Raw genomic sequence first — 17,597 nt, 5'->3', positions numbered from 1 at the left:
GGATGAGGACGATGGACAACAAACGAGGAAACGTTTGGATTGCGGCGGCCGGACTGGTCATAAACGAGAATGGGGAATGGCTCGTTGTCAAGAAAAAATACAGCGGGCTAAAAGGCAAATGGTCGCTGCCGGCCGGGTTCGTCCAGCCGGGGGAAATGCTCGATGAGGCGGCGGTTCGGGAAGTGAAGGAAGAAACGGGGATCGACGCCGAACCGGTCGCGCTTCTTGGCTTGCGCACCGGCGTCATCGCTGGGGAGATCAGCGACAATATGGCGATTTTTCTGTTGCGCCCGCTCTCGCGCGACATCGTCGTGCAGACGGATGAGCTGTATGCCGCCGCGTTTTTAAGCAAAACGGCGCTTCAGAATGATCCGAACACATCAGGCTTGCTTCGCTATTTGTTGGCGCTCGAGCCGCTTGATTCCCTTTCTCTGCATGACGGACTCAATCCCGGCGATCCGTTCGGCTACACGAAATACCGCCTTTACTTTGAATCATCAAAATTGAAAGAATAGTCAAGAAAATAAAAGCGATCGAAAGATGTATCCGCTTACACGAACGAAAATGGGGGAGAATCGCTGTTTGTTTTTACAGAAAATTTTGATATATTAACAAGAAAAGAAACGGAGGGGAACATCGATGACAAAAACATTGACAATGAACGACTGCCCGTACTGCGAGGGGCATGGATACGTTCAGCTGCTTTTGGGCGGATCGGAAACGTGCTACAGTTGCCAAGGAACGGGAAGCGATCACGAAGAGGATGACGATCATTGACGTTCGTCTGAAGACATGAAACATCGTTTGGAACCAATCAGGCGATCATGAAGAAGAGAACGAACATTGACGGTCATCCGCCCGATCCAGTACACTGAAAACGGGTGTACGGGAGGTGAAGGGCGGATGCAAATGAGTTTGCCGGTTGTTTTGATTTCGATGGTTTTATTTTTTGTGTTGTTTTTTGGCATTGGGTTTTTGGTGAATATGTTGCTGCGCATGACATGGATTACAGCGGTCTGCTTTCCGTTGATTGCGGTTTTCATTATTGATGATGTGCCGTTGACGCGCTATTTCACCGCACCGTCCGAGGCGTTCGCCGCGCTCGGCCGGAAAATCACTTCGCTGGCGGCGGCGGATCTGTTGATTTTGTCAAGCGGATTTGCCGGCGCTCTTTGCGCCGGATGGGCGATCCGCACGCTGCGGGCGAAAGGGTATCAAATGTTTTAGAGCGTCTCTGCCTTGGGCAGGGGCGTTTTTTTTGTGAACAGCGCTGATGAGCGCCCGAGCGGATCACAACGTCGGTTCGTGTATGTTTTTGGCAAAACGCACAAGCTTTGCGCTCGGGTTTCACAATGAGGTTGTTCATGGACGGTTTTTTCGTTTTTTGTCTCATTCGCAATGAATATTTCGATTTTGGATGGAGATAAATAGAGGTGTGAGAGGAGTTGAGAGCATTGAATGGGTTTAGGCAGTTCGTGCGCCGAACCGCGATGACGCTGCTGTTTTTGGCGGCGCTCTTTGCGACATTCGAGTCCGTTTCCGGGGTTGACGCGAAGACGGTTCTCCATCCCTTTCCGAGCGCTTTATCGATGGATCATCAGCCCGTTTGGGGAATGAAAGAGCTCGCGAAAAACGGGGGCCGCTCCGTTTTGCGGCTTGAGGATCATTTTGACTGGTCAAAATATCCTTCCGTTGAAGTGGTCGCCACCGGCTATACAGCCGGCATTGAATCGACCGGGAAAACGCCCGATCACCCTGAGTATGGCATCACGTACTCCGGCGTCCGCGTTAAGCGCGACCTTTATTCGACGATTGCTGCCGATTTATCGATCTTTCCGATCGGCACGATTTTGTTCATCCCCGGATACGGGTTCGGCGTCGTCGCCGACAAAGGCGGGGCGATCAAAGGCCATCGTCTTGATTTATATTACGAAACCGTGGAAGATGTCTATAAATATTGGGGAAAAAGGAAAGTGCAAGTTTACATTATCCAAAAAGGGGACGGCACGCTGTCGGAAGAGGAGTTGAAGCGGCTGAACGAAGATGAAACGATGCAAGTGTTCCGGCAGCAATATTTGGAATCGAAAAGTTAAAGGAGGGCTCCCGCCCGTCAGCCGCCAAGGAGCGGATCGCTGTCGTCAGCGGGAGGAAACAGCGCCGGATGCAAAAGCGGCGCCAATTTTTTTAATCCGACCAAGAGGCGCGGAGACGGACGGCAATAGAGCGCTTCTTCCAAAACATAGATGTTTCCGGTGCGGACTGCTTCGATCTGTTCGGCGTTCGGACGAGTTGTGACCGCTTTTCGGTTCATTTTTTTTGTCTGCACGCCGACCCAAACGAGCAAGATGTGCGACGGATTGCGGGCGAGAACGTCGTCCCATTCCGTTTGAACGCTCGCTTGCGGGATGTCGGAGAAAATGTTGCGCCCGCCGGCGAGCTCACTTAGTTCGCTCAGCCAGTTGGCGCCGCCCGGTGTGAAGATCGGCCGCGGCCACCATTCCCAATAAAGGCGGGACGGTTCAGCCGATGCGGCCCGCTCGCGATGCCAATCAAGCACGTCATGATAGCGGCGGACGAGTTCGGCCGCTTTTTTCGTTTCACCAAGCGCCTCGCCAAGCCGAAGAAGGTCGTTGGCAATGTCATCGAGCGAATTCGGCGCCAGCACGAGATGCGGGAGCCCGCGCCGTTTGAGCTCCTCGACGTTGCGCTCCATGCCGGGCACGCTTAGGGATGCGACGACGAGATCCGGTTTGAGCGCCTCGACTTGATCCATATCAATGCGCAGATCCGGCCCGACTTTCGGCAGCTGCTTCACTTCCGGCGGCCAGTCGGACGAATCGTCGACGGCGGCGACATCGTCAAGGCGGCCGAGATAGGCGAGCAGTTCGGTGTTGCTTGGACAAAGGGAAACGATTCTCATCAGCGTCGGTCCTTTCTAAATCGTCGTGATGATTACGGATTCGCCTTGCCCTGCGTGATTTCCTGTCCGTTTCAGCTGATTTTTTTGCATGAACGCAAGGAGAGAAAAGTTAGATAGTCGAAAGAATCGCTTTGCTTCGCTATAATGAAGGTGGGAATGAATCAACATGGAAAGGGATGAGACGATGTTTACGGTAAAACCTTTGCCGTCGGCAGAGGAACGGGATGAAGCGCTTGTCGTCGGTTTGTTTGAAGGGGCGAATTCATGGAGCGGCCTTGCCGGCGAATACGATGCCCGTCTTGGCGGACGGCTGTCGGAACTGCAGAAAGAAGGCGATATTTCCGCGAAGCGGGGACGCATCGCCACCGTTCATCCATTTTTGCCGATGGGGGCGAAGCGGCTGTATTTCGTCGGTCTCGGCAAAAAAGAAGAGTTGACGTTTGAGCGGCTGCGCGAGGTGTTCGGCAAGCTGTTTCGCGCGTTGAAGCAGGCGAAGCGGACGAAAGCGGCGGTCGCGCTGGACACGTTTACGACCGAGGCCGTCGATGGAAACGAAGCGGCGCACGCCTTGGCGGAAGCCTATCACTTGGCGACGTATGAATTCCCTGGGTATAAGCAGAAAAAGTCACAACCGGACTACCAGCTCGAATCGCTCATCGTCTACACGGCGGCCGAAGCGGCGGAAATTGAAGCGAGCTTGTTTGTCGGTTCGGTATACGGGAAGGCGACGAATTCGGCGCGCACGCTTGTCAATACGCCGGGGAATTTGCTGACGGCGTCGGATTTGGCTGATTATGCCGTGAAGCTCGCGAACCGATACGATTTTGACTATGAAGTTTTGGAGAAAGAAGACATGGAGCGGCTCGGCATGGGAGCGCTTTTGGCCGTCAATCAAGGCTCGAAACAGCCGCCCAAACTGATCGTCTTAAAATACCAAGGAAAAGACGAGTGGGAAGACGTGATCGCCCTCGTCGGCAAAGGGGTGACGTTCGATACGGGCGGCTATTGTTTGAAGCCGCGCGACAGCATGGTCGACATGAAAACCGATATGGCCGGCGCGGCGGCGGTGCTCGGGGCGATGGAAGCGATCGGCGAACTGCGGCCGGAACAAAACGTGCTCGCCGTCATTCCGGCGACCGACAATATGATCAGCGGCGAGGCGTTCAAGCCGGACGATGTCATTACGTCGCTGTCCGGAAAAACGATTGAAGTGAAAAACACGGATGCGGAAGGACGGCTCATTTTGGCCGATGCGGTGACCTATGCGAAACAGCACGGCGCCAGCTATATCATCGATGTCGCTACGTTGACGGGCGGAGTGATCGTCGCCTTGGGCACGGACAAAACGGGCGCGATGACGAACAATGAGGAGCTGTTTGAGCAATTGCTTGAAGCGTCGATGGAAACCGGGGAGTTCATTTGGCGGCTGCCCATTACAGAAAACGACCGCGAGCGGGTGCGAAGCAGCAAAATCGCCGACTTGAACAATTCTCCGGGGCGGGAAGGACACGCCATTATGGGCGGGGCGTTCATCGGCGAATTTGCGGAAGATACGCCGTGGGTGCATTTGGATATCGCCGGCACGGCCGCCACAAAGAAAGACGGCGACCTCGGTCCGGCTGGGGCGACAGGCGTGATGGTGCGCACGCTCACCGCGTTTGTCGAGCGGTTTGAATAAAACGAACGCCGGCAGGCTGATCGACAGGCGCTGCCTTGGCGCAGAGGCGCCCAGTGTGAGGGCGGGGTATGCCGGCAGCGAACGAGCCGAAGCGGACGTGCATAGCTTCGGCTTTTGTTTGGCACGCTACTATAGTACATAGCAGGAAAAGCGAACAGAATGTAAATGTAGTGTAAATTTCATGTAAAGTTTTTTGTTGTCTTATTGTAAATGATGTGTAAATTGTTACAATAAGTAGCGGTGATTTTGATTTCGCAAATGGAGGGTGTCTGATATGATTTTTTCACCGAAAAAAGACGTTTTCTTCGACATGTTGTTTACGATTTCGGAAAATGTGAAGGAAGCGGCGCAATATTTTGTCGAGTATAAAATTCAAAGCGTAAGCGACTTGAAAGAATTTGCCCGCGTCATGAAAGAGTACGAACGAAAGGGCGATTCATTCATCCATGAACTGGTCGTCCAATTGAACAAAACGTTCATTACGCCGATCGAGCGGGAAGACATCCACCAGTTGGCGATGAAAATGGACGATGTGCTTGACGGATTTGAGCAATGTTCAGCGCGGTTTGAAATGTTTTCGTTCACGGACATCGATGAACATATGGTGAAGTTTTTTGACTATATTTATCAAAGCACGATTGAAATTGTTCACGCCCTCGAACTGCTTGCGAACAAAAAATTGCTCGATATGCGCCAACATGCCATTAAAATCAAGGACTATGAAACGAAGTGCGACGAAATTTTGCGCGCGTCGATCAAAAACTTGTTTGTGACGCAAAAAGACCCGATTAAAATCATTCAATACAAAGAGCTTTACGAAATGTTGGAAGAGATTGCCGACAGTTGTGAAGATGTCGCCAATACGTTAGAGACGATTATCATGCGCAACGCATAAAAAGGGGACGCTGTGTTTATGGATACGATCCTGATTTTAACGATCTGCATCGTCATTTTCGCATTGGCGTTTGACTTTATCAACGGCTTTCACGATACGGCCAACGCCATTGCCACATCGGTGTCGACAAGGGCGCTCACGCCGCGTCAAGCCATTATTTTGGCTGCGACGATGAACTTTATCGGCGCGCTCACCTTTACCGGCGTCGCAAAAACGATTACGAAAGACATTGTCGACCCGTTTGCGCTAGAAAATGGACCACTCATTATTTTAGCAGCGTTGACATCAGCCATTGCCTGGAATTTGATCACGTGGTATTACGGCATTCCGAGCAGCTCTTCGCACGCGATCATCGGTTCGGTCGCCGGAGCGGCGATTTCCGCGGCTGGGGTTGGGATTTTGAATTACGGCGGGTTTTTGAAAATTTTACAATCGCTGATTCTTTCCCCGTTTTTGGCGTTAGGGGTCGGCTTTATCATTATGAGCATTTTTCGTTTTATCTTTAAAAACGCCAACTTATACAGCACGACGAGGGGCTTTCGGATGTTTCAAATTGTGACCGCGGCGTTTCAAGCGTATACGCACGGAACAAACGACGCTCAAAAAGCGATGGGGATCATTACGATGGCGTTAATCGCCGGCGGATACCACGCGACGACCGACATTCCTGAATGGGTGCGCATTTCTGCCGCCTTGGCCATGGGATTGGGAACGGCTGTTGGTGGGTGGAAGATCATTAAAACGGTCGGCGGAAAAATTATGAAAATTCGTCCGATCAACGGAGCGGCGGCTGATTTGTCGTCCGCACTCGTCATTCTTTCAGCGACGATGTTCCACTTGCCAGTCAGCACGACGCACGTCATTTCCTCGGCCATCATGGGGGTCGGCGCCGCCCAACGGGTGAAAGGCGTCAAATGGGGCGTCGCTCGCCGCATTGTGCTGACATGGATCATCACCTTGCCAGTGTCAGCGTTGATTGCTGGGTTTGTGTACCAGGTTCTCCGTTTATTTTTCTAACGAATGAAAGAGGGTGTCCCAACAGATCGGGACACCCTTTCTTATTGTTTTTCCTATGTTGTGTTTTGTTTAAGGAAAATTTCCCTTTTGGGTCAGACTCTTTTCGTGTTTAGGCCGCCGAACGGTCCGCGGCGGAGGAGCGTCCGATCGCCCGGCAAATCCTTGGGGCGATCAAGCCGGCGACGATCGACAACAAAATGTCTTTCGGCAGCGGGGCAAGCATCCAGCCCCACACCATGCCGTACGAAAGCCCTTCCGGCGCTTCCGCCCATAGTTTGTACGCCATGTACATCCAGTTCGTGCCGATGACATAGTTGATGACCATGCCAACGAGTGCGGCGGTGACGAAACGAGCTTTTGACGCCGGCTGCGGGCCACGGTTGATGACCCATCCGGTCGCATAAGCGGCAACGATAAACGAAAGAATGAAGCCAAATGTCGGTTGGAAAATCATCGACAGTCCGCCGTTGAATTTGGCAAACACCGGCACGCCGGCGAGGCCGACGAGCATGTACACAATCATCGCCACCGCACCGAGCCGCCGCCCGAGCACCGCTCCGGCCAAGACGCAGAAAAACGTCTGCAGCGTAATGGGAACACCGCCGACGACAAGAAACGGCGCCCACGACGTAATGTTCGCCCCGATCGCCATCAAGGCGACGAACATGGCGGCGAGCGTCATGTCAATCGGTCGAAGTGAAGTCCGTCCTTCCATATGTAAACCCCCTTTTTTTGTCCGTTAACAAAATCGTACCGAACAACCGCTAGGCTGTCAATCCTCTTTTTTTCGGCGGATGATAAAGCGGCTTGGGGGGATGATAAGAAAAACGACTCCTCGAGCGCTTCATGCGGACAACGCGGCGAGGAGCGTGAAAGGAGGTCTTGTCAATGGATCGGTTCGTGCCGGATGAGGAACTGAAGCGGGCGAGCAAAATGGGGGCGAACGAAGACATCATCCATACAAGCAAACACGACGACGGCTACGATTTGCGCACCCCGGCGGAAATCGGGGCTCGGCAGCCGACGGATGAAAACGGCAATGCGTAAAAGAAGGGGTGCGGATCGACAGGAAAGAAAAACGTCTTGGACCGATTCGCGCCTCGAAAAAGCCGGAGGATCGAGCGAAAAAAGATGGCCGCCTCCCCATCGAGTTCCCTTAGAGTGGTCTTGTCGTTCTGATAAAATGCTGCCGGCTCGAATGTCGTGCTCGTTTTTCAATGGGTTTTTCGGCATGAAAAGAGAAGAAAATGAATTTATTGATTTTTATGAATAAATACCTATTTTTGATATGGTAATAAAGTTCCTTTTTTTTATTTCCAGTAAGATTTTAATTGTAAATATATAGTTTATTTACCATAACGTGTACTTGGTAAGAGACTGAGGTAGCGTCAAAAGTTCTATGAAAAACCCAAACAGACCATAAAATATAATAATTACCTGGAGGATTTACTCTTTTCAGAATAAATAAAGGGTGAACTCAATTTGTTAGAGATCGTTTTGATTGTATTGTTTTTGATCGGTTTGTTCGTTTTCGTGGTTTACTATGTTCTTTTTGCAACCAAAGATTTAAAAAGAATGACACAACAAAATGAGGAAATCATGAAATTGCTAAATGAGATTAAAAACCATATTCAAAAGTAGCGATTATGCAAAAGGTTCAAGTCATCCTGCCTAACCGAAGGCGAATAAAAATGGATGTGGCGGATTCAAATGACGGAGCACCAAGGAGAATCTTTATGACCAAGAGAATAAAGTTTATACTGTTTACCTTGTTCTTCTCCCCGTCATTATTCCTGATTAACTATTATCAAAGCATAAACATGAAAAAGGACGAATATCCGGATTATGTCTTTTGGACTCTCTATTTGTTGGTCGTCGTTTGCCTGACGATCATCTGCCGATCGATTCGACAAATCCTCTTTAGTGTTCTTTGCATGTCTGCCGTTTCTGTTGGCCTTGGATATTGGCTGATTGAGAAGAATGAAAGCATTCGATATTTTTACAACCTTGGGATTCCCACAACGTTTATTGGCCTTTCGCTGCTTGTTCACGTCATTCCGCTATTCGTCTGTTTGTTCCGTTCTAATAAGAAAAATGTAGAGAAAGCCTGAATGTTGGATGCATTCTGATGAAGGAGAACCGGTTTCCATGAATCGAAAAAAAGGTTTGTCTTGTTTGTTGCCGTGCTGATGGTTATTTTCTTTTTCGTCTACATGTTTGAAGAACAAGTGCTGCGCTTTTTAGACTACAAGGCGGTCAAGCTGACGATGTTGATTTCTTTGATCACGATCATTGTCGGTGATATCATCTATCGACGTACGTAATCGGATGCGCAGTGTGAACGGAAGGGAATGCCGGGCGCGGTGCCCGGCAAGTTTGTTTAGGCGCTGGACGGCGATGGGATGATCGCTGTCTTTTTTGGGCCGGATCAACAACCGTTTTGATCTGCCCGCTTTGCCTAGCGCGGTAAGGCGCAAACGACAACACCGCTTCCAGCGCCATGCATGGTCTGGAAGCGGCGCTATCGCATCGGGCGCGACCGTCGTGAACGGATGTTGGCAGCCGTCAAAGCGGCGAATGCGAAGAGTGAAGGCTGCTTGCCGCCGTTTTTCCCCTTTCGCCCGCCGCCGCGATGGCGAAGGCTATCCGTGAAAAGGCGGAAACACGTTCCAACGCAAGCCGATGACGAGCTGGCAGCACGGAAACGCGCCAGGCGGCGGCGACAACGTCAGGCGGATGCCGTCGGGATTGAAATACACATCGGTTTTCGAGCGGATGCCAAGCGAGCGGATGAGGCGCTTCACTTCATCCGTTTTTCCTTCTTGGGCGGCCGACATGACCGAGGCCGCAAACGAACGGGATTCGGCCAGTTTTTTCAAAACGGTGGCAGCATCGTTCATCAGCGTCTGCGCCGTGGCGGCGGACTGGGAAAAGAGCGCCGGGTCGATCGGAGGGTACGGGCCGGCCGGCATCCGCGGGAACGGGGTGAACATGGCTGCTTGCGCCTCCTTTCCGGAAATGGAATCCGATATTACGATATGTGCAAACAGCCAAAAAGGAGCGAAGCCAAACGGCGATTTCGCTCCTTCTTTATGCATTGCGCAGGCGGGACGCTACAAATAGCGCAGCCATAAATAGGCATGCGACAGGAGCAAGGCAATGAGCGTGAGCGGCGCGCCGATTTTCAAAAAATCAACGTACGTAAAGCCATGCCCTTCGCGCGAGGCCATGCCGGCGACAATCACATTCGCCGAGGCGCCGATGAGCGTCCCGTTTCCGCCGAGGCAGGCGCCAAGAGACAAGGCCCACCACAGCACGTCAATCTGCGGGGCGTCTGGAGACAGTCCCATGCCGACTGCCATATCTTGAATGAGCGGGATCATCGTGGCGACGAACGGGATGTTGTCGATCGTCGCTGAGGCGACGCCGGACAGCCAAAGGATGAAATAAGCGGCCGTGGAAATATCGCCGCCAGTGACATCGAGCGTTTTTTCGGCCAATGATTTGATCAGGCCGATGTCAACGAGCCCACCGACCAAGACGAACAGACCGGCGAAAAAGAAAATCGTGCCCCATTCGATCGAATGAAAGACATCCTCCAGTTCGTGCTCCGGCACGGCGATGAGCATGAGCACGACCGCTCCGGTCATGGCGATGACGGCCGCATCGACATGAATGACCGAATGAAAAATAAAGCCAAGGATGGTCAGCCCGAGCACGGCGACCGATTTGCGCATCAGCTTCGCATCTTGAATATAATCGGCGTCGCGAAGCTCTATCAGCTTTTGAATCAACGCAGGATCGGTTTTCAGCTGCTTGCGGTAAACGAATGCGAGCAGCGCGACCGTCACAATGGCGATGACGATGACGATTGGCGTCAAGTTGAACAAGAAAGCGTTGAAATCGAGATGCTTGTTCGCCGAGCCGATCATAATGTTCGGCGGGTCGCCGATCAATGTCGCCGTGCCGCCGATATTGGATAAGAGCACTTCAGAAATCAAATAGGGAACGGGGTTGACTTGGAGCATTCGTGTAATTGAAAACGTCACCGGCACGACAAGCAGCACGGTGGTCACGTTGTCCAAAAACGCCGACAACAGCCCGGTCAACAGTGAAAGCATCACCAAAATGCGGACCGGGCGGCCTTTGGCGAGTTTCGCTGCTTTAATGGCCATGTATTGAAAAAAGCCGGACTTGCTCGTAATGCCGACCAAGATCATCATTCCGATCAGCAGCGTGATCGTTCCCCACTCAATATGGTGGGTGAACGCTTTTTCGATGTCAACGATGCCGAAGATGACCATGAGCGCCGCCCCGAGCAAGGCGATGACCGCGCGGTGGATTTTTTCAGAAATGATGATCGCGTATACAACCAAGAAAACGGCAATGGCAAAATAATATTGAAGATTTGACACGTGTGCGGCAGAATGATCCATTCGTACTCCTCCCTTTCCAGTTATGTCGTCATGTTGTGAAAACCGCTCCCGCACGCCGGGCATGTCCAATCACTGCGCTCGCTGGCGGCTTCACGAACATAAAACGTAAATGAACAATGCGGACAAGGGATTTCGCGCACCCGATCCATCAACATCCGCCGCCTCGGTTCGGCTGGAGCATTGGTGTCAATGATCTCGACATGGATGTCGTCGCGCGATTCGTCTTCCGCGATCACGTTTCCTTCCGCTTCATCTTTTGTGCGCCAGCGGCCGCCGAGCACATGCTGCTCAAGTTGGCTGTGCGAGGAATGTTCAAGCATTTCTTCAGCCAGTTTCATGTACTGGCGGTCCGTCAGCCCGCTGAACGGAAGGTTCTTCTTCTGTTTTTTCCAATACGCCCGCAGTTGGTCTTCGGTGAAAATCCATGTAACAATCTGATGAATCACGACATTTTTCATCCCATCCACCCTCCTTTTTCTTGATCATATCATAGAAGGCTGGTGATTTAACAGGAAATGCGGCTCAACCATAGCATTTCTTCAATGCATCAACCTTATAAATGCTGCTCTTCTCTTCACTCAAGAACCATCGGTTTAGGGGAAATGGTTGTTTTTCGCGGATCTTATAAAGGGTGGGGGAGAAAAAACGATTGGCTTGAATGGGAAGCGTCCATCCGCCCTTCTTCTTTTTCGCCAAGGCTTTCGTTGATTCCTACGGCATCCGCCTCTTTTTCGCCATTTTCTGAAAAAAGAAATAAACAATCGCTTCTGCGTGATATAATAATAGTAAGACGGACGGCAACAGCGTGCCGGAAAGGGGGGAAGCGACGATGGACAGCCCGCAATATTTGTTTCTCGATTTTGAATTTACGATGCCGGAGACGAAAACAAACCCGAACGGGTTTTGCCCGGAAATTATTGAAGTCGGCCTTGTCGCGGTTGTTGACGATCAGATCATCGGCCAATTCTCTTCCTATGTGAAGCCGCTCCGCTTTCCGCAGCTCACGGAACGGTGCAAGTCGTTTCTCAACATCACCCAAGAACAAATCGACCGCGGAATGAGTTTTTATGAGCTGGTTTCCTTGCTTCGGCAATATGACCGCGAACGCCCGACGACAGTGATGACGTGGGGGAGCATGGATATGAAAGTGCTCCGGGAAAACTGCCAATCGGCGCAAGTGGAATTCCCATTCACGGGCGAGCATCGTGATTTAGCCATGGAGTATAAGCGGTTTTTCGGCAACAAAAACCAAACCGCGCTGCGCAAGGCGGTGCAAGAGTACGGCAATGAGGCAGTTGGAAAAGCCCATTGCGCGCTCGATGATGCGTTCACCGCGTATACGATTTTCCGGCTGGTGGAAAACGACAAAAAATATTTGGCGAAGACAAAGCCGCCGACGATTGGAGAACGGATTGATTTGACCCAGCTGCGAAAAAAATTCGCTTTATAGCCGGCTGCGTTGGCGGCGGCTTTTTTATGTTATAATAGAAAGTGGACGATTTTTTAGGCAGAAAGGTTGTTTCCTTATGTGGCCATCGGTGCTGAATTTATTTTTGTACTTTCCAGAAGACAAACGTGAATACATTCCCGCAGCCATTTCGTTTGCTGTCTTCTTCTTGATGGCGGTGTTCACGATGCGGCTCATCATCATCATCTCCCGGCGGCAGGAGAAGGAAGCGAAGCGGCTCGAAGAACAGCTGCTTGGAAAACGAGAGGAACGGAAGGAGCCGCCCGGAGTATAAACGAGCCCCCCTCCGGCAATACTGGCGGATAACAAGTGATGCTGGAGGGGGGTTCGTCTTGCGAAAAACGTACGGTGTGGTGCTGGCGGCAGCGCTCGTGTTGTCCGGCTGCGGCCAAGAGAATGGAACGAGCCGGACGGTGGAGATGATCAATGCGGATGGCGATTCGATCGGTACGATCGAGTTGACTGAACAGGCGGAAGGGGTGCGGCTGAAGCTTGACTTGGAAGGCCTCCCGCCGGGAGAGCACGCCATTCACATCCATGAAAACGGAAGCTGCAAACCGCCCGATTTCCAATCGGCCGGCGGTCATTACAATCCGGACGGGAAAAAGCACGGCCTTCTCCACCCGGAGGGGGCGCATGCCGGCGATTTGCCGAACATTATTGTGAAGGATGACGGCACGGTCAACGTCGAGTTGAAGGCGCCCAATGTGACGCTGAAAGAAGGAGAGAAAGGCTCGCTGCTTACGAAAGACGGAACATCGATCGTCATTCACGCCAAGAAAGACGACGGCATGACCCAGCCGGCGGGAGACGCCGGCGGACGGATCGCCTGCGGGGAAATCAAGTCGTCGTGAAACAGGGGCTCGCGCGCGGGCCCCTGTTTCACGTTGCCGGGGCAACGCTTCGCATGGCAAATGCGAGAAAGTGACGGTTGCACAGCTTCTGCTGCACATGGATGGCGGAACGGAGCAACGGGTCCGGCGCTGCTTCTTTTCCCTTTCGCCATCCGCTTGGCCGCTCTTCTTTGGTGCAAAGCTATATAGGATGCAACGAAATCGTTTAACATATCCTTGACGGAAAAGTGGCTCATCCATTTTTGACTGTCGAAGGCAAGCCGTAGGCTTGCCTCCGTCACGCTAAGGCGTGACGGAAGACCGAACAACGACTCGCTTAAAGACCCATTCATGGGTCTTTAAGCGGTGTTGNACGCTAAGGCGTGACGGAAGACCGAACAACGACTCGCTTAAAGACCCATTCATGGGTCTTTAAGCGGTGTTGTTCGGTCACTCGACAGTTGGATGAAATGACCGGTAAAAACGAAAAATGTTAAAGCTTTAAATTGCATCTATATAGCGCAGCGCCGTCGCCAGCCGCCGCAGCCCTTCCTCCAGCGTCGGGCGCGGGCAGGCGATATTCAAACGGATGAAGCCGACGCCTTCCTGGCCGAATTTGCTGCCGAACTCGACGGCGAGTTTTCCTGTTTCAAGGAGCCGACGCTTCAGCTCCGCCTCGGAAAGGCCAAGGCCGCGGCAGTCGATCCAGACAAGATACGTCGCCTGCGGCCGGACGGGGCGAAGCGGCGGCAAGTGTTCCGCTAAATAGGCAACCGTCATGTCGATGTTTTGCCGCAAGTAATCAAGCAAGGCGTCAAGCCACGGTCCGCCATGGCGGTAGGCCGCTTCCGCTCCGACGATGGCGAACGCATTCAGCGTAAAAAAGCCGTGCCGCTGCTGGACGCGGCGGAACGCCCGGCGCCGCGATTCGTCGGGAAGGATGACTTCCGCTGCCTGCAAACCGGCGAGGTTGAACGTTTTCGTCGGCGCGCGGAACGTGGCGCTTTGCGCGGCCAGATCTGGGTGGAGGGAGGCAAACGGCGTGTGTTTGGCTGGCGGGAGCGTCAAATCGGCGTGGATTTCGTCGGAAAGGACGAAGACGCCGTGCTTGAGGCAAAGTTCTCCCAGCTGTTCGAGTTCTTCTTTTGTCCATGATTTGCCTCCCGGGTTGTGCGGATGGCAAAGGATGAGAAGTTTGGCATCGGGCAGCTTTCGCTCCAAGTCGTCCCAGTCGATCGCATAGTTGTCTTCCTCAAGGCGCAGCGGACTGAACAGAAGCGTGCGGTCATGGCGGCGGACGAGATCAAACAGCGGCCGGTAGACCGGGGAAAAAACGATGATGCGATCCCCTGGTTCGGAAAACGCTTCGATGGCGGCGGCGACCGCCGGCACGACGCCGTGGGCAAACACGAGCCAAGACGGATCGATCGTCCAGTCATGACGGCGTTCAAGCCATTGGCACACCGCTTCTTTGAGTGAATCGGGAATGACAGTGTAGCCGAACACGCCGTGCTCCACCCGTTGCCGCAGCGCTTCTTGCACTTCTTTCGGTGCGGGAAAATCCATGTCGGCGACCCACATCGGCCATACGTCTTCGCGGCCGAACACGCGATGAACGTCATCCCATTTCACCGACAGCGTGCCCCGGCGGTCGATGACGCGGTCGAACGGAAACATGATCGCGCCTTCTCCTTTCTCAGCACGCGAACGATGCGGTCCTTTCCCTTCATCGAATGGAAACATTGTTGCATCTTCTCCCTTCTTTTTTTCGAATCGATGGCTTATAATGGGTTATATCATAGCATCAAGAAAGGTGGATGGCGGCGGCATGGACGGACGACAGTTGAATCGGCTTCTTCTTGAATGGATCGGCGCCTGGGACCCGTTTGGCCTTGGAAAAGACGCCTACGACGTCGAGGCGGCCAGCGTGCTCCAGGCGGTGTATGAGACGGAAGACGCCCGCACGTTGGCCGCCCGCATTCAGTCCATATATGAATTCGCCTTTGACGAGCCGATTCCTTTTCCCGACTGCCTAAAACTCGCCCGCCGGCTGCTTGAATTAAAGCAAGCGGCGTCCTGTCCGCTCCCGTGATGACGACAGGGAGCCGGCTTGGCGAAACCGACTGATGAAATGGAGGGATGCTGCGTGAAATTGAGCGAAAAAGAGCTGGAAATTATCGAAATATTAGAAAAAGATGCACGAACGCCGATCGATGTGCTGGCGAAGATGATCGATTTGCCGGTCGAAGAAACGGAAGCGCTCGTCAAAAAGTTAGAAGAGGCGAAAGTGATCGTGCAATATACGGCGCTCATTGACTGGCGGAAGGCGGACGGACGCGAAGGGGTGACGGCGATGATCGACGTCAAGGTGACCCCGAAGCGCGGCGTCGGCTTTGACGAGGTGGCGGAACGCATTTACCGATTCCCGGAAGTGAAATCGGTGTACTTAATGTCCGGCGCCTACGACTTATCGGTCGTGATCGAAGGGCGTTCGATGGCGGAAATCGCCCAATTTGTATCGGAAAAACTGTCGACGCTCGATTCTGTCATTTCAACGACGACCCATTTCATTTTGAAAAAATACAAACACGATGGCATCGTCTTTGACCAAGGAGATCAAGATCGCCGCATCGTGGTGTCGCCATGAAGCCGCAAACGAGAAAAACGTACGTGTCCAAGACGGTTGCGGGCTTGAAGCCATCCGGCATCCGCCGCTTTTTCGACCTTGCTTCCAGCATGGACGGCGTCATTTCGCTCGGCGTCGGCGAGCCGGATTTTGTCACGTCCTGGAGCATTCGCGAAGCGAGCATTTTGTCGCTCGAGCAAGGCTATACGTCGTATACGGCCAACGCCGGGCTCTTGGAGCTCCGACAAGAAATCGCCGCTTATTTGCGCCGCAAGTTTCATGTCGACTACTGTCCGGAGACAGAAATTTTAGTGACGGTCGGGGCGAGCCAGGCCATCGACTTGGCGCTTAGGGCGATCATCAACTCGGGCGATGAAGTGATCATCGTCGAACCGAGTTTTGTCGCCTACGAGCCGCTTGTCGTGCTCGCGGGCGGGAAACCGGTGGCCGTTCACACGTCTGGCGAAGACAAGTTTCAGCTCAATCCGGTGCACCTTGAACGGGCGATCACCGAGCGGACGAAGGCGGTCATCATCTGCTCGCCGAACAACCCGACCGGAACGGTGCAGAGCCGCACGGAGCTTGAAGCGATCGCCCGTCTGGCTGAGGCGCATGACTTGCTCGTCATTGCCGATGAAATTTACGCCGAGCTGACGTATGAAGGAGAGTACACGAGCATGGCCGCTGTTAGCGGCATGCGCGAGCGGACGATTTTGATTTCCGGTTTTTCCAAAGGGTTTGCGATGACCGGTTGGCGGCTCGGGTTTGCGGCAGCGCCTGACGAGATTTTGCAGGCGATGTTGAAAATCCATCAGTATGCCATGATGTGCGCGCCGACGATGGCGCAATATGGGGCGCTTGAGGCGCTTCGCAGCGGAGAGCGCGATGTCGCCGAGATGCGCAACAGCTACCGGCGGCGGCGCAACTATTTCGTCGCCTCGCTCAATGAAATCGGGCTGCCGTGCCATTTGCCGGGCGGCGCGTTTTACGCCTTCCCGTCCATCAAGCCGACCGGTTTGACGTCGGAGCAGTTTGCTGAGCGGCTGCTCATCGAAGAAAAAGTAGCGGTCGTCCCCGGCAACGTCTTCGGCCAAAGCGGGGAAGGCTATATCCGCTGTTCATACGCTTCATCGCTCGAACAGCTGCAAGAAGCCATTAAGCGAATGAAACGGTTTTTGGCGCGCCTGTAACTGGGGATGTTCCGCCGTCGGCGGGACATCTTTTTTTGGGGTTTGCTGTCGGTCTATGTTATAATACAGAAACATAGACGAAATTCATCAATAGGAGTGTTTCGCTTGTCAACGATCAAACGAGGAGCGATCGTGAAAGGGAAGGTGACGGGCATTCAGCCGTATGGCGCGTTCGTCCAGCTTGAGGACGGCATGCAAGGGCTGATCCATATTTCTGAAATTTCCCATCAATTTGTGAAAGATGTGCGCGATTACGTCCATGTCGGGGATGAAGTGACGGTCAAGGTGTTGGACGTCGATCGAAAGGCGAGGAGGGCGAGCCTGTCCCTAAAGGCGCTTGAACCCGCCGAGGAAAAGGAAAAACGCCATATGCGCATGAAAATGCCGCTCAAGTCGGGGTTTCGCCCGTTGAAGGAAAAACTGCGCGAATGGATTGAGCAGTCCAAGAAAGAAGATGGACCGAAACCATAAGAACCCTGCCGCCAAGCGGCGAGAGTCCATGACGCTTTTGGGCCGGGAGAGGCGCAAAAAGAA

Annotated in this window: 23 protein-coding genes; 17 read left to right on the top strand and 6 right to left on the bottom strand. The window is 53.0% G+C overall.

Annotation, left to right across the window (positions count from 1 at the left end):
• The first annotated feature begins 11 nt into the window (after positions 1-11).
• The 4 genes from T260_RS128260 (at position 12) to spsC (ending at position 2,093) form a co-directional block, all read left to right on the top strand.
• On the top strand, positions 12-515 hold the full coding sequence (locus tag T260_RS128260; protein ID WP_011232422.1) for an NUDIX domain-containing protein: 504 nt from the start codon (positions 12-14) through the stop codon (positions 513-515).
• A gap of 124 nt (positions 516-639) precedes the next feature.
• Positions 640-777, top strand: a complete 138-nt coding sequence (locus T260_RS1000000139825) for a YuiA family protein (RefSeq protein WP_011232421.1) — start codon at positions 640-642, stop codon at positions 775-777.
• Positions 778-903: 126 nt separating this feature from the next.
• A complete protein-coding gene (locus tag T260_RS128265) occupies positions 904-1,227 on the top strand; it encodes a YuiB family protein (protein ID WP_014196657.1) in 324 nt (107 codons plus the stop codon).
• Between the two features lie 227 nt (positions 1,228-1,454).
• Complete coding sequence (spsC, locus tag T260_RS128270) at positions 1,455-2,093, top strand: stationary phase survival protein SpsC (RefSeq protein ID WP_011232419.1); 639 nt, start codon at positions 1,455-1,457, stop codon at positions 2,091-2,093.
• A 17-nt stretch (positions 2,094-2,110) separates the two neighbouring features.
• Here the strand turns inward: spsC and T260_RS128275 are convergent, their stop codons facing one another.
• Positions 2,111-2,920: a cobalamin-binding protein gene (locus T260_RS128275; protein WP_014196655.1), complete on the bottom strand. Its 810-nt coding sequence runs from the start codon at positions 2,918-2,920 to the stop codon at positions 2,111-2,113.
• Between the two features lie 184 nt (positions 2,921-3,104).
• Between T260_RS128275 and T260_RS128280 the strand changes: the two genes are divergently transcribed.
• From T260_RS128280 to T260_RS128290, 3 genes are all read left to right on the top strand, one after another.
• Positions 3,105-4,598 carry a leucyl aminopeptidase gene (locus tag T260_RS128280; protein WP_031212816.1) on the top strand — a complete coding sequence of 498 codons (1,494 nt, stop codon included), beginning with the start codon at positions 3,105-3,107 and terminating at the stop codon, positions 4,596-4,598.
• 274 nt (positions 4,599-4,872) lie between these two features.
• Entirely contained in the window at positions 4,873-5,493 is a 621-nt protein-coding gene (locus tag T260_RS128285) for a DUF47 domain-containing protein (protein WP_011232416.1), read from the top strand.
• 18 nt (positions 5,494-5,511) lie between these two features.
• Complete coding sequence (locus tag T260_RS128290) at positions 5,512-6,510, top strand: inorganic phosphate transporter (RefSeq protein WP_011232415.1); 999 nt, start codon at positions 5,512-5,514, stop codon at positions 6,508-6,510.
• Between the two features lie 109 nt (positions 6,511-6,619).
• On the opposite strand, the gene T260_RS128295 is transcribed toward T260_RS128290, so the two are convergent.
• Positions 6,620-7,225: a biotin transporter BioY gene (locus T260_RS128295; RefSeq protein ID WP_011232414.1), complete on the bottom strand. Its 606-nt coding sequence runs from the start codon at positions 7,223-7,225 to the stop codon at positions 6,620-6,622.
• A 173-nt stretch (positions 7,226-7,398) separates the two neighbouring features.
• On the opposite strand from T260_RS128295, the gene T260_RS1000000139980 reads away from it, so the two are divergent.
• The 3 genes from T260_RS1000000139980 to T260_RS1000000139975 all read left to right on the top strand — a co-directional run bounded on the left by T260_RS1000000139980 (position 7,399) and on the right by T260_RS1000000139975 (position 8,834).
• Positions 7,399-7,557: a hypothetical protein gene (locus T260_RS1000000139980; protein ID WP_011232413.1), complete on the top strand. Its 159-nt coding sequence runs from the start codon at positions 7,399-7,401 to the stop codon at positions 7,555-7,557.
• A 689-nt stretch (positions 7,558-8,246) separates the two neighbouring features.
• Positions 8,247-8,621 (top strand): hypothetical protein, encoded by a 375-nt coding sequence (locus T260_RS07020; RefSeq protein WP_014196649.1) that lies wholly within the window; start codon positions 8,247-8,249, stop codon positions 8,619-8,621.
• Between the two features lie 60 nt (positions 8,622-8,681).
• Positions 8,682-8,834, top strand: coding sequence for a hypothetical protein (locus T260_RS1000000139975; RefSeq protein ID WP_014196648.1), 153 nt, complete (start codon positions 8,682-8,684; stop codon positions 8,832-8,834).
• 318 nt (positions 8,835-9,152) lie between these two features.
• On the opposite strand, the gene T260_RS128300 is transcribed toward T260_RS1000000139975, so the two are convergent.
• From T260_RS128300 to T260_RS128310, 3 genes are all read right to left on the bottom strand, one after another.
• The gene (locus T260_RS128300; protein ID WP_014196647.1) at positions 9,153-9,503 is read right to left on the bottom strand and encodes a YuzC family spore coat inner layer protein; all 351 of its coding nucleotides are present in this window, start codon (positions 9,501-9,503) and stop codon (positions 9,153-9,155) included.
• Positions 9,504-9,623: 120 nt separating this feature from the next.
• Positions 9,624-10,946 carry an ArsB/NhaD family transporter gene (locus T260_RS128305; protein WP_011232407.1) on the bottom strand — a complete coding sequence of 441 codons (1,323 nt, stop codon included), beginning with the start codon at positions 10,944-10,946 and terminating at the stop codon, positions 9,624-9,626.
• Between the two features lie 20 nt (positions 10,947-10,966).
• Positions 10,967-11,404 (bottom strand): hypothetical protein, encoded by a 438-nt coding sequence (locus tag T260_RS128310; RefSeq protein ID WP_011232406.1) that lies wholly within the window; start codon positions 11,402-11,404, stop codon positions 10,967-10,969.
• Between the two features lie 371 nt (positions 11,405-11,775).
• Between T260_RS128310 and kapD the strand changes: the two genes are divergently transcribed.
• From kapD to T260_RS128325, 3 genes are all read left to right on the top strand, one after another.
• Positions 11,776-12,396, top strand: a complete 621-nt coding sequence (kapD, locus tag T260_RS128315; protein ID WP_011232405.1) for a 3'-5' exonuclease KapD — start codon at positions 11,776-11,778, stop codon at positions 12,394-12,396.
• A 76-nt stretch (positions 12,397-12,472) separates the two neighbouring features.
• Positions 12,473-12,688, top strand: a complete 216-nt coding sequence (locus T260_RS128320) for a hypothetical protein (protein WP_011232404.1) — start codon at positions 12,473-12,475, stop codon at positions 12,686-12,688.
• Positions 12,689-12,746: 58 nt separating this feature from the next.
• Positions 12,747-13,268 carry a superoxide dismutase family protein gene (locus tag T260_RS128325; protein ID WP_011232403.1) on the top strand — a complete coding sequence of 174 codons (522 nt, stop codon included), beginning with the start codon at positions 12,747-12,749 and terminating at the stop codon, positions 13,266-13,268.
• A 480-nt stretch (positions 13,269-13,748) separates the two neighbouring features.
• On the opposite strand, the gene T260_RS128330 is transcribed toward T260_RS128325, so the two are convergent.
• Complete coding sequence (locus T260_RS128330) at positions 13,749-14,924, bottom strand: MalY/PatB family protein (RefSeq protein ID WP_031212813.1); 1,176 nt, start codon at positions 14,922-14,924, stop codon at positions 13,749-13,751.
• Between the two features lie 151 nt (positions 14,925-15,075).
• On the opposite strand from T260_RS128330, the gene T260_RS128335 reads away from it, so the two are divergent.
• The 4 genes from T260_RS128335 (at position 15,076) to yugI (ending at position 17,534) form a co-directional block, all read left to right on the top strand.
• On the top strand, positions 15,076-15,339 hold the full coding sequence (locus tag T260_RS128335; RefSeq protein ID WP_011232401.1) for a DUF1871 family protein: 264 nt from the start codon (positions 15,076-15,078) through the stop codon (positions 15,337-15,339).
• A 54-nt stretch (positions 15,340-15,393) separates the two neighbouring features.
• Entirely contained in the window at positions 15,394-15,894 is a 501-nt protein-coding gene (locus tag T260_RS128340) for an Lrp/AsnC family transcriptional regulator (RefSeq protein WP_013144362.1), read from the top strand.
• Positions 15,891-17,063 carry an aminotransferase gene (locus T260_RS128345; RefSeq protein ID WP_023634063.1) on the top strand — a complete coding sequence of 391 codons (1,173 nt, stop codon included), beginning with the start codon at positions 15,891-15,893 and terminating at the stop codon, positions 17,061-17,063. Before T260_RS128340 ends, T260_RS128345 begins: the two co-directional genes overlap by 4 nt.
• A gap of 105 nt (positions 17,064-17,168) precedes the next feature.
• A complete protein-coding gene (gene yugI / locus T260_RS128350) occupies positions 17,169-17,534 on the top strand; it encodes a S1 domain-containing post-transcriptional regulator GSP13 (protein ID WP_011232398.1) in 366 nt (121 codons plus the stop codon).
• Positions 17,535-17,597 lie beyond the last annotated feature (63 nt).

Origin of the sequence: Geobacillus thermopakistaniensis, from assembly GCF_000498995.1 — a bacterium.
In the GTDB taxonomy this organism is placed as follows: Bacteria; Bacillota; Bacilli; order Bacillales; family Anoxybacillaceae; genus Geobacillus; species Geobacillus thermoleovorans.
This window is presented reverse-complemented; position numbering and strand designations above follow the sequence as displayed.